The sequence below is a fragment of the Shewanella sp. 10N.286.52.C2 genome (assembly GCF_002874545.1).
GTDB lineage: Bacteria > Pseudomonadota > Gammaproteobacteria > Enterobacterales > Shewanellaceae > Shewanella.
In genome coordinates this window covers 106,990-124,024 of the sequence record NZ_MCTV01000039.1, presented here as the reverse complement: position 1 = coordinate 124,024, position 17,035 = coordinate 106,990, and the positions used below count along the sequence as shown (strand labels likewise).

Annotated in this window: 10 protein-coding genes; 7 read left to right on the top strand and 3 right to left on the bottom strand. The window is 40.9% G+C overall.

All coding sequences use genetic code 11. The features are described from left to right. The first annotated feature begins 23 nt into the window (after nt 1-23). On the top strand, nt 24-1,343 hold the full coding sequence (gene xylA / locus BCU94_RS14340; protein ID WP_102435458.1) for a xylose isomerase: 1,320 nt from the start codon (nt 24-26) through the stop codon (nt 1,341-1,343). Nucleotides 1,344-1,452: 109 nt separating this feature from the next. Here xylA and BCU94_RS14335 read toward each other — a convergent pair whose 3' ends face one another. Together BCU94_RS14335 and galE are read right to left on the bottom strand one after the other, a co-directional pair. After that, a complete protein-coding gene (locus BCU94_RS14335; RefSeq protein WP_102476767.1) occupies nt 1,453-3,048 on the bottom strand; it encodes a glycoside hydrolase family 43 protein in 1,596 nt (531 codons plus the stop codon). Nucleotides 3,049-3,544: 496 nt separating this feature from the next. Further along, nucleotides 3,545-4,573 carry a UDP-glucose 4-epimerase GalE gene (gene galE / locus BCU94_RS14330; RefSeq protein WP_102476766.1) on the bottom strand — a complete coding sequence of 343 codons (1,029 nt, stop codon included), beginning with the start codon at nt 4,571-4,573 and terminating at the stop codon, nt 3,545-3,547. Nucleotides 4,574-5,007: 434 nt separating this feature from the next. On the opposite strand from galE, the gene BCU94_RS14325 reads away from it, so the two are divergent. The 3 genes from BCU94_RS14325 (at nt 5,008) to BCU94_RS14315 (ending at nt 10,944) form a co-directional block, all read left to right on the top strand. Continuing rightward, complete coding sequence (locus BCU94_RS14325; RefSeq protein ID WP_102476765.1) at nt 5,008-6,207, top strand: efflux RND transporter periplasmic adaptor subunit; 1,200 nt, start codon at nt 5,008-5,010, stop codon at nt 6,205-6,207. A 2-nt stretch (nt 6,208-6,209) separates the two neighbouring features. Beyond that, on the top strand, nt 6,210-9,407 hold the full coding sequence (locus tag BCU94_RS14320) for an efflux RND transporter permease subunit (RefSeq protein ID WP_102476764.1): 3,198 nt from the start codon (nt 6,210-6,212) through the stop codon (nt 9,405-9,407). 235 nt (nt 9,408-9,642) lie between these two features. Further along, nucleotides 9,643-10,944 carry an ectonucleotide pyrophosphatase/phosphodiesterase gene (locus BCU94_RS14315; protein ID WP_102476763.1) on the top strand — a complete coding sequence of 434 codons (1,302 nt, stop codon included), beginning with the start codon at nt 9,643-9,645 and terminating at the stop codon, nt 10,942-10,944. 50 nt (nt 10,945-10,994) lie between these two features. Here the strand turns inward: BCU94_RS14315 and BCU94_RS14310 are convergent, their stop codons facing one another. Continuing rightward, nucleotides 10,995-11,243: a YdcH family protein gene (locus tag BCU94_RS14310; protein WP_102476762.1), complete on the bottom strand. Its 249-nt coding sequence runs from the start codon at nt 11,241-11,243 to the stop codon at nt 10,995-10,997. Between the two features lie 332 nt (nt 11,244-11,575). Between BCU94_RS14310 and BCU94_RS14305 the strand changes: the two genes are divergently transcribed. From BCU94_RS14305 to hyaB, 3 genes are all read left to right on the top strand, one after another. Beyond that, nucleotides 11,576-13,837 carry a cytochrome c3 family protein gene (locus BCU94_RS14305; RefSeq protein ID WP_102476761.1) on the top strand — a complete coding sequence of 754 codons (2,262 nt, stop codon included), beginning with the start codon at nt 11,576-11,578 and terminating at the stop codon, nt 13,835-13,837. A 353-nt stretch (nt 13,838-14,190) separates the two neighbouring features. Beyond that, a complete protein-coding gene (hyaA, locus tag BCU94_RS14300; RefSeq protein ID WP_102435474.1) occupies nt 14,191-15,327 on the top strand; it encodes a nickel-dependent hydrogenase small subunit in 1,137 nt (378 codons plus the stop codon). Between the two features lie 3 nt (nt 15,328-15,330). After that, nucleotides 15,331-17,034: a nickel-dependent hydrogenase large subunit gene (hyaB, locus tag BCU94_RS14295; RefSeq protein ID WP_102435476.1), complete on the top strand. Its 1,704-nt coding sequence runs from the start codon at nt 15,331-15,333 to the stop codon at nt 17,032-17,034. The last annotated feature ends 1 nt before the right edge of the window (nt 17,035 follow it).

The window sequence follows — 17,035 nt, the reverse complement described above, 5'->3', positions numbered from 1 at the left end:
TAACTAAAAGAAACGGAGTCAACATGAGCGAACAATTTTTTAATAATATCGAAAAAATCAAATACGAAGGCGAAGCCAGTAAAAACCCTTTAGCATTTCGTTACTACGACGAAAATCGTGTCGTTCTTGGTAAAACAATGAAACAACATTTGCGTTTTGCCGCTTGTTACTGGCATAACTTCTGTTCAACGGGTTTTGATATTTTTGGTGAAGGTACCTTCGATCGCCCTTGGATCCAACCTGTAGGTGATCAACTGGCTCTAGCTGAACAAAAAGCCAAGGTTGCATTCGAATTTTTTGAAAAGCTTGGTGTACCCTATTTTTGCTTTCACGACACCGATATTGCTCCTGAAGGCGCAACGTTAAAAGAAAGCCATGCTAACGTAAACCACATTGCAGACATTCTAGAAAAAGAAATGCAGCGTACTGGCGTTAAATTACTTTGGGGTACAGCTAATCTGTTCTCAAATAAACGTTTTTGTGCAGGTGGTGCTACGAATCCAAACCCTGAAGTGTTTGCCTATGGCGCAGCTCAAGTAAAACACGCAATGGAAGTGACTAACCGTTTAGGTGGCGAAAACTACGTGTTATGGGGCGGCCGTGAAGGTTATGATTCGCTACTGAATACTAACTTAAAGCAAGAAAGCGAACAGTACGCACGCTTTTTAAAAATGGTAGTAGAACATAAACATAAAATTGGTTTTAAAGGCACTTTGTTAATCGAGCCTAAGCCTCAAGAACCGACTAAACATCAATACGATTATGACACTGCAACCGTCGCAGGCTTCTTACACAAGCACGGTTTACAAGATGAAATTAAAGTAAATATTGAAGCTAACCACGCAACCTTGGCTGGACACAGCTTCCATCATGAAGTAGCTGTAGCATGTGCTGAAGGCATTATGGGCAGTATCGATGCTAACCGTGGTGATATGCAAAATGGTTGGGACACAGACCAATACCCTAACGATGTTGCTGAATGTACCTTAGTGATGTACGAAATTTTAAAATCAGGTGGTTTTACAACCGGCGGATTAAATTTCGATACAAAACTTCGTCGTCAATCGTGTGAAAATGATGATTTATTCCATGGTCACATTGGTGGTATGGATACCATGGCTAAATCACTACTTAATGCAGCACAACTTATTGAAGATGCACCGTTATCTTCATTTGTAGAGCAACGTTATGCAGGCTGGAATAAAGGACTTGGTAAAGATATTTTTGATGGTCAACATAGCTTAGAAAGCTTAGCTAAGGTAGTCCATGAGCAGAATATCAATCCAACATCGGTTTCTGGACGCCAAGAATTACTTGAAAATGTGGTTAATCGCTATATTTAAAATTGAATTCTATTAAGCCCCTATTTTGAGGTTTAAATGAATAAAAAATAGGCCATCTTAATATTAAGATGGCCTATTTTATACCGCTGACTTGTTAAGTGTTAAATCGCTAATGCTTTTCTTGATAATCAAAATAGTTAAACTCAGCGGCAATATTTGCGCCAGTTAAATCTTGGCAACACATCCCAATAAATGCACCAGTAAAATTAGCGCCTTCACCCTTTCCTGCTTCATCAGAAATAACACTGTAATCTAATTCGCAAATAGGTAACCACACATCCTTCTCAACCGAATAACTAAAGGTCAGCAGCTCATTATCAACTTCAGCCCTAAGGCTCACAGTCTCGCTGCTAATTGGCAGCCGTTTTTGATAAATGGGAAAATCAGCTTTTAAAGATTCATCACCCAAACAGCTCATAACATCGATATGCACACCTTTTTCATCATCATATGAAACATACAAATAATGAAACTTATGCGCATTGTAATAGCAAATTAACCCTGCTTGTTGCTGAAAGCTCATTGGTTTAAAGCGTAATTGAGTTTGTGCCACAAAAGATAAATGCTGTTGTCTTCTCGCGATAAGTGCCTGTTTAAAGGTACTACCTACAGAATGTTTACCATACAAAGTCAACGCGCCAGGCTTATCCGTTAAACTATAAAAACATTCAGGATTTGGGATTCTCAACCATTGATAATGGCAGGGTAATATCGAGGTTGAAAAGTCATCATAATGTGAGAAATCTCTTTTGGGTGTAACGGTTAAGCCTATAGGATTAACCTCACCATACACTTCACCCGATGCCAGCCTAAACCAAGCATCATCATGTAATATTAATGCTTGAATACCGGTTTCTCGCCCTAACGGGCTGCGCTTAACACCATCATCTAGTTTTAGCGGCCTAGAGAGCAGATGGGTTAAATACCATTGCCCTTCTTGAGTTTGAACTAAACCTCCATGACCTGTTCGCTGTAAGGGTTTATCTAGATGATCTTTAGACGTCAATAGATGTACATTGGGATCAATCTCATAAGGACCCGCGATATGCTTTGAACGCGCAAACGTGCAAGCATGTTCATAACTGGTGCCACCTTCTGCCGTTAATAAATAATAATAATCATTTATCTTATACAAGTGTGGGCCTTCTGTAAGGCGATGAGGGCTACCAGCAAATATATTAACTGCTGTGCCAATTAACTTTTGCTGTTTGTGGCAATATTGCTGCAATACTATCCCTGCAAAGGGATGTTTATTTGGTCGATGATCCCACAGCATATTAACTAACCATTTACTGCCATCGTCATCATGAAATAATGATGGGTCAAAACCACTGCTATTTAAATAAACCGGGTTACTCCATTCACCATCAATGGTGCTACACGTCGTTAGATAATTAGGGGTATCTTTAAAATTTCCATCAAATCGTTTTACATTGGTATAAATGAGATAGAACAAACCTTCCGCATAACTCAAACAAGGCGCCCAGATACCACAGGAGTCAGGACAACCTGTCATATCCAGTAGTGCAGCCCGATTTAATGGCCTACTCACTAATGTCCAATTAACCAAATCCACAGAATGGAAAATTTGAACTCCGGGATACCATTCAAATGTCGACACGGCAATGTAATAGTCATCGCCTACTCTGACAATACTGGGGTCGGGATGAAACCCTGGTAAAATTGGGTTTATTTGTTGACTCATAAGCAACCTGTTTTGTAACGACAAAGTTAAAAAGTGAGTTATTTTATATCACACAACAGTTGTTAGCGCTAACATTAGAGGTGGAGTTATTGCTAAAAAAGCTTATTTTTCAATGTTCATTCACCAAAAAACTGACATATTAATTGCTTTTATATCAACTAAATAATTACTGTTTAATAGACTCTACTGAATGATACATGTGTCATATAACGGATAGGTTTAGGGCTAAATTTGGTTGGCGTGTATGTCGGACTTTTGCTGATATTTAAGAAAATGGAAATTGTTAGTATTGATGAAAAAGTGCCGACAACAGACTAGCTTTTAAAGGCATTCTTTCTGTTTGAATTGATCGTAGAAATGATTGTTTAAGTAATCGTTTAACTGATTGTTGCTGTGATTATTTAAGGGGGATTTACTTAACCAAGATGTGTGATAAACGCCTTCATTTTCACATAAAGGCGCTTTCAACTCATGCTGCGAGACATTAAGACTAACGTTACGCTTGATCATAACCATTAGGATTAGCTGATTGCCAGCGCCAGGTATCAACCATCATTTGATCTAAACTGCGCTTTGCTTGCCAATTCAATTGTTGATTAGCTTTTTGCGCATTGGCCCAAAATGCAGCTAAATCCCCTGCTCGTCTTGGACTAACTTCATAAGGGATAGGTTTTGCAACCGCCTTTTCAAACGCTGAAACAATATCAAATACCGATACGCCATTACCTGTACCTAAGTTAAACGACTCAACTCCCGTAAAGCTAGCATTGTTGTCTAACCAGTTCATTGCTGCAACATGCCCCTCTGCCAAATCCATTACATGTAGATAGTCACGTTCACAGGTACCATCTTTAGTTGGATAATCAGCACCAAAAATACTTAGCTTTTCACGTTTCCCCACCATAACTTGAGCAACATAAGGCAGAAGATTGTTAGGAATACCTTTTGGTGACTCACCAATTTGGCCGCTTTCATGGGCACCAATAGGATTAAAGTAACGTAATGATACCCCTCTAAAATTACTGTTTGATACAGCAAAATCTGCCATCACCCGTTCGACCATTACTTTAGTTGCCCCATAAGGGCTTGAAGGTGTACCTAACTTCATGGTCTCAACATAAGGCACATCATTTTCTTCGCCATAAACGGTCGCTGATGAACTAAATATAAAGTTATAAACATTATGTTCGGCCATGGCTTCCAATAAACACACAGAGCCGTGAACATTATTTTGATAGTACTCAAGTGGAATTTGCGCTGATTCACCGACCGCTTTAAGGGCTGCAAAATGGATCACGGTTTGAATATCAAATTGCTCAAAAACTGCGGTTAAAGCCTGTTTGTCACGAATGTCACCTTCTATAAAAATTACCGATTTCCCAGTTAATGCCTCTACTCGCTTAATTGACTCAATATTTGAATTAAACAGGTTATCAAAAACAACGACATTACAATTGTTTTCTAGCAGTGATAACACTGTATGTGAGCCGATATAGCCAGCACCACCGGTAACTAATACGTTCATTACTGTTCCTTGTGTGAAAGATAAAAATGAGCATTTATAATCAGTGATTTTGAACCTTAGCACTCAAAATTACTATTAAAAATTAGCTTCATGAGCGTAAATCAGCACAATATGTTAATGAATGTGGTTTTATTACCTATTTTTTTCCTTACCAGCCTCACATTTAAACTCGGTGTATACATTTACAACCTTGCCAATACTTATGTGACAAGCTCGTTTAACGTTATGAATCACTATCAAAAAATGGGACTTTATATGCACAATTGTCGCTATAGGTAATAAGTAAACTGTCAGTCTCGAAACATTTGAAACATTAAATTACACATTGTTACCACTTACAGTTAACAGTTTTATTAACATCTCCATATAATGTCGATAACTCATTTGCACACAAGCGCGAAAGGTTTGTGTTATCTCTTCAAAAAGGATGTCCCGTGGCGACCACAATGCAAAAAGTATTTCCTTTCTTAATTATAGGTTCTGGCATTGCCATAACAGCGGCGTTAGTTGCCATGAAGCAACCACCCGAAGAAAAACCACCAGTAGACACGACCCCGCTTGTATCAGTACAAAGCATTGAATATAAGCCAATGACATTTACGGTTAGCTCTTATGGGGTTGTTAACCCTAAGTATCAAACTGAATTAGTGGCACAAGTGAATGGTGAAATCACCTACCTTGCAGAAGCCTTTGTAAAAGGAGGCTTCGTCAAAAAAGGCCAGATACTCGCCAAAATAGATCCAAGTGATTACGAATCAGCATTACTTGATGCACAAGCTGAACTGGCATCAGCTAAATCAAACCTAGTGCTAGAAAAAGCCACTGCAGCAGTAGCCGAACGTGAATGGGCTGAGATTACCGATAGTAAACCTAGCGATTTAAGTTTACGTAAACCTCAATTAGCCAAAGAAATCGCTAAGTTGAAAAGTGCTGAAGCCGGCTTACATCGTGCCCAACGTAATTTAGAACGTTCAGTGATTAAAGCACCTTATGATTCGTTAATCGCCAGTCGTAATATTGGCTTAGGCACTTATGTTGGCAATGGCGCATCAATTGGCACCTTGTATAACACTGAAATTGCTGAAGTACGTTTGCCACTTGCAGATAAAGAAATGCAATATCTAGACAGAAAAGGCGCTAATGCTGAAGTAAGTTTGGTGGGTAACTTCGCCGGTGAAAAACAGCAATGGCAAGGCACGATTGTCCGTAGCGAAGGTGTGATTGATAGTAAGAGTCGTATGACTTATTTAGTCGCTGAAATAAATGACCCTTATGCACTTAAAGGTAACCATAAAGAATTACGCTTTGGCACCTATGTCACAGCACATATTGGTGGCACACAAGCTGGCAGCGTTGCAATTATTCCCCGCCACCTGATTGTAAACGGTTTAGTTGCGGTAATGGATTCAGAAAAGAAACTACGTTATTTACCCGTTAATATTATTCGCCAAGACGGCAGTAACGTGATTATTTCAAGTGGTTTAGAAGATGGGATGAATATTATTACCTCGGCACTTGATTACCCTATTGAAGGCATGTCAGTAAAGTTACCTGAAGATAAGATTCTCCAGCAAGATGCTATTGAAGGTGACGACATTATTAAATCAGCAATCGCCATCAAAGATAAGGAATAATCATGGAAGACACCCATAAAGGTTTGATTGCTTGGTTTGCCCGCAACAGTGTGGCGGCAAACTTATTAATGATCATCATATTACTTGGTGGCTTACTGACAGCAAACACCATACGTAAGCAATTCTTCCCTGCAGTTGAAATTAACTGGATTGAGTTCAGCGCCGTTTATCCGGGCGCTGCGCCCCAAGAAGTTGAAGAAGGCATTACGGTCAAAATAGAGCAAGCTTTAGAGACTGTTCAGGGCTTGCAGCGGGTTATTACCTATTCTAATCGTAACCAAGCCTCTGGTTATTTCAGAATTGAAGACTCCTACGACCCACAAATTGTATTGGATGAAGTTAAATCAGAAATTGACTCAGTATCAACATTCCCAGCAGGCATGGAGTTCCCAAAAGTTGAGCGCATAAAAATACGCCAAGAAGTGATGTATTTAAGTTTATATGGCGACTTATCTCAACGACAACTCAAAGACTTAGGCGAAAAAATTCATCAAGAAATCATGCAACTGCCTAATGTAAATATTTCAGAATTCTATGGCGGACTTAATTACGAAATCAGTGTCGAAGTCAGTAAAGACAGACTCAGAGAATTTGGTCTTAGTTTTAACGATGTTGCAGAAGCTGTACGTGGTTATTCCCGTAATATGTCAGCGGGACAAATTAAAGCTGAAAATGGCTACATTAACTTACGAGTAGAAAACCAAGCGTATGTCGGATATGAGTTTGAAGATTTACCCTTATTAACCTTGGATGACGGTACTAACTTATTACTGGGAGACGTTGCGACGGTCAACGATGGCTTTGAAGAAGGCATTCAATATTCTAAATTCAATGGCCAAAATGCTGTCACCTTTTTTGTTGGCGCCGCTAAAAACCAAAGTATCACCGATGTTGCCGATACTTTAAAAAAATACGTTACTGACAAACAGGCTATTTTACCAGACGGTGTGACCTTAGAGCCTTGGGTTGATATGACCTACTACCTTGAAGGTCGTTTAGATTTAATGCTCGATAGCATGAAAACAGGCGCATTATTAGTCTTTATCATGCTGGCGTTATTTCTGCGAGTGCGGTTAGCGTTTTGGGTAATGATGGGCTTACCCGTGTGTTTCTTAGGTACGCTATTATTTATGCCAATGGGCTTTATTGATGTCACCATCAATGTCATCAGTTTATTCGCCTTCATACTGGTATTGGGTATTGTGGTCGATGATGCCATTGTGATGGGAGAAAGCGCCCATACTGAATGTGAAGAAAACGGTCAAAATATCGATAGTGTTATTCGCGGGGTTAAACGGGTCGCCATGCCGGCAACCTTTGGGGTATTAACCACCATTGCAGCGTTTTTACCGATCACCTTAGATGACGGCCCTTCATCAGCCTTTGGTCAAGCCATTGGGTTTGTGGTTATTTTGTGCTTAATCTTTTCATTAGTGGAATCAAAGTTAATTTTACCGTCACATTTAGCGCATATGAAAAAACCTAAAGTTGTGCAACCGGGTTCTAAAAATCCGTTAGATTGGTTAAGAAATATCGTTAACTTTATTCAAGGTAAAATTGAAACAAACCTAGCGAATTTTATTGCTAATGTTTACCGCCCTAGTCTAACTGCTGCAGTAAAATACCGTTATTCAGTTATTGCGACCTTTGTGATGTTAATTGTTATTTGCGCAGCCCTTTATATAAGCGGCTTAGTACGCTTTATTGGGCAACCTAAAATCCCCCATGATTTTCCTCGTATCACCTTGGAAATGAATGTCGATGCCGCAGAAACCGCAACCCTTAATGCCGCCCATGCCATTGAATCTGCCCTGCGTACTGTTGAGAAAGAGCTTGAATCTCAATATGGTCAAGGCATGATTGCAGAGTTACAAGTTGAGCTTCAAGGTCGTACAAAAGCAGAAGTGAGGACAAAACTGGTCGACCCGGAATTAAGACCCATTAATACCTTTGAAGTGGCTGAATTATGGCGCCAAGCGATGCCAAATATCCCAGGAGTTAAATCTTTCACCATCCAAGATAGTTTATTTGGTGGCGGCATGGATGATGGTGATATTAGTTTCCGACTAGAGGGTAACGATGAAGCGCAATTAATTGCTGCATCGAAGGAGTTAAAAGAAAAGTTAGGTACTTTAAAAGGGGCGAGTGACATTAATGACAGTCGTCAATCCTCTGCCAAAGAAGTGCAATTTGACTTAAAACCTTTAGCCCACAGTTTAGGCCTAACCCTGGCCAATATTGCTTCACAAGTCGGTAATAGCTTTTACGGACTTGAAGCACAGCGGATTATCCGTAACGGCGAAGAAATCAAGGTGATGCTACGCTACCCAGAAGAGCAACGTAACTCTATCGCCCTCGTTCAGGAGGTGTTGATTAAAACGCCTCAAGGTGCTGAATTACCCCTGTCTGAAGTCGCTAATATAAACGTAGTTCAAGGCGTGAGTAGTATTCGCCGTGAAAATGGTAACCGAACCATTAATGTATGGGCCTCGGTTGATGCTGAACAAGCTGAGCCATTTAAACTCGCCAAAGATATTCGTGATAATTTCATTCCGCAATTATTGGCAAAATACCCTCGAGTGAAAAGTGAGGTTTCTGGCAGTATTCAGGAGCAACTTGATAGTGCCGATACCCAAATGCGTGATTTTATTATCTCTATGTTGGTGATTTACAGCTTATTAGCGATACCGCTTAAGTCATACGTGCAACCCTTTATGATCATGTCGGTGATCCCATTTGGCGTGATTGGCTCAATGCTTGGCCATATCATTTTAGGTATTGATTTAAGTGCCCTTTCTGTATTCGGGATTATTGCCGCTGCAGGTGTGGTGGTCAATGACTCACTAGTGATGGTGGATTATGTGAATAATTCCCGAAAACAAGGGGTTAAACTCAATGATGCGGTAATTAACGCTGGTTGCAGACGTTTTAGAGCGATTATGTTGACCTCTTTAACGACCTTTATTGGTCTAGTGCCAATCATGACTGAAACCAGTATGCAGGCACAAATGGTGATACCAATGGCCGTATCACTGGCGTTTGGGGTGTTGTTCGCAACAGTGGTAACACTGTGTTTAATCCCTTGTCTTTATATAGCAATTGAAGATACGCGGATTTTCTTGAGAGGTTCTTGGAGACATTATTTTCCATTAACAGCTGAAGAGCATAAAGCAGAGTTAGCCAGTCAAGCAGTAAAATAATCGGTTAACAATGTGACCAACTTAAAAGCGAAACAGGATGTTTCGCTTTTTTATTGTTTTAATTTCAGTTAATTGCATTGATAATTAACTAAAATACTTGTTAACTAATCAGCCTGCAAAAAATGACACATCATAGGATTGTCATCAACACTAACTATGATGGCTAAATTAGATAATAAAAAGAGTTCAAAGTAATTTTTGTCTTCGACTAAATACAATAATAAAGGAAGCAATAATGCGTCAATGGTTAGCATCCAACAGCCTTGCAAGGTTAAAACAACTTAGTAGCAGTATTACTATCGCATTGGTTTTTTTAAGCCATAATATCATGGCAGATGAAACATCATCATTAGGGTCAAATCAGCCCCATAATGTCAATGATAAGCCCTATGTGTTACTTATCTCTATTGATGGTTATAGGCATGATTACAATAAAGTTCATCAGCCTAAGTTTCTTAATAACTTTGCCAGCAATGCCGCAACAATAACGCAATTAACGCCGTCATTTCCAACAGTCACCTTCCCTAACCATTTGACACTGGTTACCGGTCTCTATCCCAGTAATCATGGCATTGTTGCTAATCGTTTCTACAACCCCACATTAGGGCGCCATTACGCTTTAAGCGACCATGATGCCGTCACCGATGGCCGTTTTTACACTGGCGTTCCACTTTGGTCTTTAGCTGCCCAGCAAGGAATGAAATCAGCTACGTATTTCTGGCCCGGCTCCGAAGCTGAAATAGCGGGTTTTAGACCCACTTATTGGAAACGATATGACGGTAGAGTCGCAAATGAAACCCGTGTCGAGCAAGTTATTGAATGGCTTAAATTACCTGAAACGCAGCGGCCGCAATTTGTGACATTATACTTTTCAGATGTCGATAGCGCAGGTCATCATCACGGGCCGTTATCGCAGCAAACCCATGATGCTGTCAATTACATTGATAAGGTCATTGCTAGCTTAATTGAGCAAGTAAATGCGCTACCTTATGCGGTTAATATTATCATCACATCAGATCACGGTATGGCACAGGTTGCTGATTTTGAGCGTATCTACACAGACAAACTGTTTGCCGATGATGAGGCATTAAAATCTCGATTTAGTTTTATTAATGACGCCGCTTTTTCATTAGTGCGCGCCCATGGCAATAATAAAGACCAAGATTTAATTGCCCTTGAGAAACTAGTTGCTGCGACCGATGGCTTAGCATTTTATAGAAAGGAGTCGATACCTAAGCACCTTGAGTATGACTTTAATCCCGCCATTGGTGATGCGATTTTGGTCACCCATGATCATTACATTACCAGCAGTGATGCAAAACCTGGCGTTAAGGGTAAACATGGCTACTACGCTGAAGTGATGCCGGATATGAATGCCATTTTTTATGCCAACGGCCCGGCTTTTAACCATCAAGCAGAAATTGAGTTAGCTAAAAATATTCATGTTTACCCTTTAATTGCACACATACTTAATTTATCTATTAGTGAACCCATTGATGGCAAACTTGACGTGCTGTCTCCTTTATTAAAGCAATAAAAAAACGGGCAATATCTAATCGATATTGCCCGCTTCTTAAATACATTCTTTTAGCCCTGTTCTGCCAAAGTAATTTGATGATAAAGGGCGTCTTTCATTACTACACGCTGCTGCTTTAACTCATGGATGGATTCGTCTGCGATGGGCGAGTCTCGCATCTCAAGATCCCTAATTTGTTTATCTAACGCATCGTATTTTTTCATTATTTCAGCAAAATCGACATTGCTGCTAATAAGCGAAGTAATAGTATCTATGTGATCTGGAAATTCGTTTCTGAGGGAATGATTTTCACCTAGCATAAAAGCCTCTTATATCCTGTCTTCAATGAGTTAAACGTATCTATGTGTACTTACGCGGTAACGCTAGTCGTTCTCTTATTAAAATGTAGAGCAATTGATATAAAAAACAAGTTACGCCATTTAAATTAACGCTACATTTATCACAAAATAATACTTTGCCATAGAGTTGTAAGATCAAACCTCAATTCGATTATCAAGCCTTTAAGCTGCGTGCAACGTCCAGTCAAAAGTGAAAATGATTAACGAATCATAAATTGTCACACGCTAAGTGTTGGCTAATTGTTAATTTAACTTTACTATGACAATTAATTAGCCTTATCCGTAAATTTAATATGAAATTCAAGCCACTATTTAGTATTAGCTTACTAAGCTTAAGCACCTTTTTTAGTTTTAGCATTTTATTTACGAGTGCTATTGCTTATACCGCTGAGTTTAGTGGCAGCCAAACCTGTGTTGAATGCCACCAGCAACAATACAGCGATTGGCAAGGATCTCATCATGATATGTCTATGGGTCAGGCTACTGCAGATATCGTTCTAGCAAACTTTACCGATCAACAATTTGACTACCAAGGTGAAGTCTCACGCTTTTTTATGAAAGGAAGTGAGTACTGGGTCAATATTAAAGGCCCAGATGGCAAGTTTAACGACTATAAAATTAGCTATACCTTTGGTTATGAACCGTTACAACAATACATGGTTGAATTTGAAAACGGTGCGATACAATTAATCCCTTTTGCGTGGGATAGTCGTAGTAAAGATGAAGGCGGACAACGCTGGTTTTATTTGTATCCTGAAATGGATCCTTACGACGAGTTCTTTTGGACTAATAAAGGCCAAAACTGGAACTACATGTGCGCTGATTGTCACTCAACCAATGTCAAAAAAAACTATAACGTAACAGACAATAGCTTTGACAGTAGTTGGTCAGAAATCAACGTGGCCTGTGAAGCCTGTCACGGCCCCGCCAGTGAGCATATCAAATGGACAAAAAATCAAACACAGCCGCTGGCCCAATATGGTTTTAATCGCGATTTAACCCCTAAAGTAGGCGCTTGGGAGTTTAAGCAAGGTAAAAAAATTCTCCAGCCGAACAAAATCAAACCTTCTGCGCAGTTAGCAACTTGCGGCCAATGTCATAGCCGCCGTTCACAGCTTACAGATAGCAATGATAAGGCACATGACCATATCGATAATTTTTACGACAAATACATCCTCAGCGAAATTGCGCCTAACTTATATTATCCCGATGGCCAAATTTATGATGAAGTATTTGTATTAGGCTCTTTTAAGCAATCTAAAATGCATATGGCAGGCGTAGTCTGTAGTGACTGTCACAATCCCCATAGCAATAAATTAACAGCCCCTATTGAATCAATTTGTTTTCAATGTCATATCCCCAGTGAATATAGTGCAGCTAAACACAGTCAGCATCAACAAGGGAGTGAAGCGGCGCAATGTGTTAGCTGCCATATGCCAAAAACCACCTACATGGAAGTTGACCCCCGCGCTGATCATAGTTTTAAAGTACCAAGGCCTGATTTATCAATCACAATGGGAACGCCTAATGTCTGTAGTCAGTGTCATAGTGATAAATTAGCTACTTGGGCGGCTGAAGCTGTCGCTAAACAATTTCCGCATTCTACGGTTCGTCAGCAACCAAATTATGCAGAAGCTTTCTATCAAGCGGCGACTAATGACCCAAATAGTGGTGAGCTTTTAACGAAAATAGCTTTAAACCCGTTGCAACCGACAATTATTCGCGCCTCTGCGTTCTCAAGAATGGGTAATTCTCCTAGTCAGCAAAGTTATCGTGCTATGGAGCAAGCTGTCACTGATCCTTCTGCGCAAATACGCTCAACGGCTATCTCTGCTTCTGCCGCATTTGAGTTTGCCGATCGTTGGCGGTTAATTGCGCCACTGTTAACAGATACGGCTTATGCCATTAGAACTGAAGCGGCAGGCGCCCTAGTCACTAACTGGGAGAATATGACATCAGCGCAGCAGAAATTGCTGCAACCTGCATTAACAGAATACCTCGAAATACAAGCTTATAATGCCGATAGAGGTTTTTCGTGGTTAAACCGCGGTAATGTTTACCTCGCTAAAAGACAGTTCGATAAGGCAGAACAAGCGTATAAACAAGCTATTGTTATTGAGCCAATACTGGCCAGCAGTTATGCCAACCTTGCTGATTTATATCGACAATTAGGTAAAGAACAAGCGTCCATGGCGATATTAAAGCAAGGGATTACAAATCAGCCCAAAGCAGGCTCATTACGCTATAGCGCAGGGTTGGCTTATTATCGTCAGCAGCAGTTATCTCAAGCAATTGACTATTTTAAACAAGCAACTGAGGTAGAGCCTAATGACCCACAAAACTGGATGGTATTAGGCCTTGCACAAGAAAAAGTCAATCCGGTTGAGATGATGAAGTCTTTAACTAAAGCCTATGATGTTAGTCGTGATCCACAGCGCTTATACACATTATGTGAATTTAAAATTAAATATCGCGATCCAAGTACTAATGCTTGTTTAGCGAAATTATCAACCTTAGTACCGCCACAGGTATTGAAACAATTGACTGGCAGTTAACTTAAATAATTATGATGAAATGCGCGTTGAATTTGAGATAAGTCAGCGCGATTTTACTGGTTTTAAACAGCCATAAAGTTAGAAATTGAAATAACTTTTGCTGTAAATAAAATCAACATCAGACAAGTACGTCCAATAGCTTCTAGTTTCCTAGTGACTTCTATTTAGCAGCTATCAATCCTCGCAAAAAACTTCAAGACTCAACAGCTCACTATTTGTTCAAATAGCGAAACACTCTATTTTTATATGTGTTCAATAAGTGAACAATGATTGATGTGTATCAATATACCTATCCCTAACAGATCTATATTTAATAAAGCAGTTTGATCCTCCAACATGGATAAGGTTATCAGATGGATACACATGCAGCTTTATATCAACGATGTAAAACACGAATTGCGCAATTGCAGCAGTTACAACCACGTCACAGCGTTAGCCTAAAAGATAAATTAATAAAAAATGGCATTAGCCGACGTGAGTTTATGACTTGGAGTGCATCTGTTACCGCACTACTCGCATTGCCCCTGCCTTTCACCAATCTAGTTGCCGAAGCCGCTGAGCTTGCTGATCGAGTACCACTGATTTGGCTGCATATGGCCGAATGTACCGGTTGTTCAGAATCCCTTATCAGAACCGACAGCCCTAATTTAGACAGCCTCATCTTTGATCATATTTCTTTGGAATATCATGAAACATTGATGGCTGCAGCCGGTTGGCAAGCTGAAGAAAACCTTGAGCATGCTATGGAGGCATATAAAGGTAATTACTTATTAGCGGTAGAGGGTGCTGTACCAACGGCTAATAATGGCACTTATTTAACGGTCGGCTGTAAAGGCCATACCGGAATGCAGATAGTAAAAGAAGCAGCTGCTGGGGCGGCTGCAATTATTTCTGTTGGAACTTGCGCCGCATTTGGCGGCGTACAAGCTGCAGCCCCAAACCCTACTGGTGCTAAAGGTGTGCAAGAGGTTATTGATAAACCGGTGATTAATTTAGGCGGTTGTCCTCCTAGTGAAAAGAACATTGTCGGTACCTTGATGTATTTCATCATGTTCGGAAAACTGCCCGCGTTAGATATGTTTAATCGCCCTAAATGGGCATACGGCGCTAGAGTGCATGATAACTGTGAACGTCGTGGTCGTTTTGACGCTGGCGAATTTGTAGAAACCTTTGGCGATCAAGGTGCTAAAGATGGCTACTGCCTATACAAAATGGGCTGTAAAGGCCCTTATACCTACAACAACTGCCCCACTGAACGCTTTAATCATCATACCAGTTGGCCAGTACTTGCAGGTCATGGCTGTATTGGCTGCGCTGAACCTAATTTTTGGGATGATATGGCGGATTTCGAAAAGCCATTAGGCAGACAGTTGCTCCACGGTATTGATGCCACTGCCGATACCATTGGTACCGTCATTCTTGGTGCGACCGTTGTGGGCATAGGTGCTCACGCAGTAACTAGTCTTTTTGCTAAGCCGCTAGAGGAATAAACCATGAGTAAACGAGTCGTTATCGATCCTATCACCCGTATCGAAGGCCATTTACGTGTTGAAGTTGAAGTTGATGAAAATAATGTTATTCAAAAGGCCTGGTCATCTTCTACCCTTTGGCGTGGTATTGAAGTCATTTTAAAAGGCCGTACTCCTATGGATGTCGGCCTAATTGTGCAACGTATTTGTGGGGTATGTACCTATTCTCATTATCGCTGCGGTACTGAAGCGGTTGAAAATGCCTTAGGGGTTAAAATCCCGCTCAACGCAAAGTACTTACGCTCGTTAATGCAAACCTCTTTGTATATGCATGATCACATTGTGCACTTCTATCATTTACATGGTTTAGATTGGGTTGATGTGGTGTCAGCCTTAAGTGCCGATCCGGCATTAGCCGCCCAAGAAGCCAATAAATACACCGAAAACCCTATCGCCACTGGCGAAGGTGAATTACGCGCCGTACAGCAAAGAGTCAAAGGCTTGGTTGATACCGGAAAGCTTGGGCCTTTTGCTAATGCCTATTGGGGCAATAAAACCTACAAGTTCACGCCAGAGCAAAACCTCATTGCCCTATCCCATTACCTTAAAGCGTTAGAAGTTCAGCGTGTAGCAGCTGAAATGCTAGCAATATTTGGCGGCAAGTCGCCGCATCCGCAATCCCTTGTAGTTGGCGGTGTTACCTCTGTTAGAGACATGCTAAGTCCTGCACGTTTACAAGAGTGGAAACAAAAACACGCTATCGTCCATGACTTTATTATCCGCGCTTATAAAGCCGACATCGTTATGGCAGCTGCCGCCTTTGGTGGCGAGCCAAGTGTGTTAGGCGGCGTCAATGTTAAAAACTTTTTAGCCACCGATGACTTTATCTTAGCTGATGGTCAATATCTGTTTGAGCAAGGCGTGATAATGAATGGAGATTTAGCCGGGGTGAGCGATTTAGATCCCGATGCCATAAAAGAAGATGTCACCCACTCATGGTATGACGCAAAAACCGCCCAGCACCCCTATGACGGCACAACGATTCCAAATTACACCGGATTTGTTGAGCGCGATACCGTGTATGGCAAATTACCGACTGTCGATGGTGATGGAAAATACTCTTGGGTTAAATCCCCACGATATCAGGGCGAACCCGTAGAAGTTGGGCCGTTAGCCTGTTTACTGGTGAACTATGCCCGTGGCAACAAGATTGTTGTTGATAGTGTTAATGGGTTGCTCGCCGCAACAGGCCTGCCTATAGAAGCATTATTCACCACCTTAGGCCGCACCGCGGCGCGCATGCTGCAAACCGTGATTGTGGCAGAAGAAGGCTTAAAAACCTTTGATGCCATGTTAACCAATATGCAATCGGATGAATCTACCTATGTGACACCAGAAATAGACTCAGATCGCGATTACATCGGCCATGCGATGATTGAAGCGCCGCGTGGAATGCTCAGTCACTGGATCAGAATTAAGGGCGGTAAGATAGAAAATTACCAAGCTATTGTTCCTACCACGTGGAATTCTGGCCCTGTCGATGCTGACGGTAAAGTTGGCCCTTATGAAGCATCACTGATTGGGCTTGAACTTGAAGATCCAACCAAACCACTGGAAGTCATTCGAATTATTCACTCGTTTGATCCATGTATGGCCTGCGCGGTACACGTAATGGATTATAAAGGTAATGATTTAGGTGAATTCCGCATCGATCCTAACGGGTTTTAGC

What these genes read in the sequence shown, in the direction of transcription:
- galE (WP_102476766.1), bottom strand. Translation starts at nt 4,573, where the DNA reads ATGAACGTATTAGTTACCGGTGGTGCTGGCTATATCGGCTCACATACA.
- xylA (WP_102435458.1), top strand. Translation starts at nt 24, where the DNA reads ATGAGCGAACAATTTTTTAATAATATCGAAAAAATCAAATACGAAGGC.
- BCU94_RS14335 (WP_102476767.1), bottom strand. Translation starts at nt 3,048, where the DNA reads ATGAGTCAACAAATAAACCCAATTTTACCAGGGTTTCATCCCGACCCC.
- hyaB (WP_102435476.1), top strand. Translation starts at nt 15,331, where the DNA reads ATGAGTAAACGAGTCGTTATCGATCCTATCACCCGTATCGAAGGCCAT.
- hyaA (WP_102435474.1), top strand. Translation starts at nt 14,191, where the DNA reads ATGGATACACATGCAGCTTTATATCAACGATGTAAAACACGAATTGCG.
- BCU94_RS14320 (WP_102476764.1), top strand. Translation starts at nt 6,210, where the DNA reads ATGGAAGACACCCATAAAGGTTTGATTGCTTGGTTTGCCCGCAACAGT.
- BCU94_RS14310 (WP_102476762.1), bottom strand. Translation starts at nt 11,243, where the DNA reads ATGCTAGGTGAAAATCATTCCCTCAGAAACGAATTTCCAGATCACATA.
- BCU94_RS14315 (WP_102476763.1), top strand. Translation starts at nt 9,643, where the DNA reads ATGCGTCAATGGTTAGCATCCAACAGCCTTGCAAGGTTAAAACAACTT.
- BCU94_RS14305 (WP_102476761.1), top strand. Translation starts at nt 11,576, where the DNA reads ATGAAATTCAAGCCACTATTTAGTATTAGCTTACTAAGCTTAAGCACC.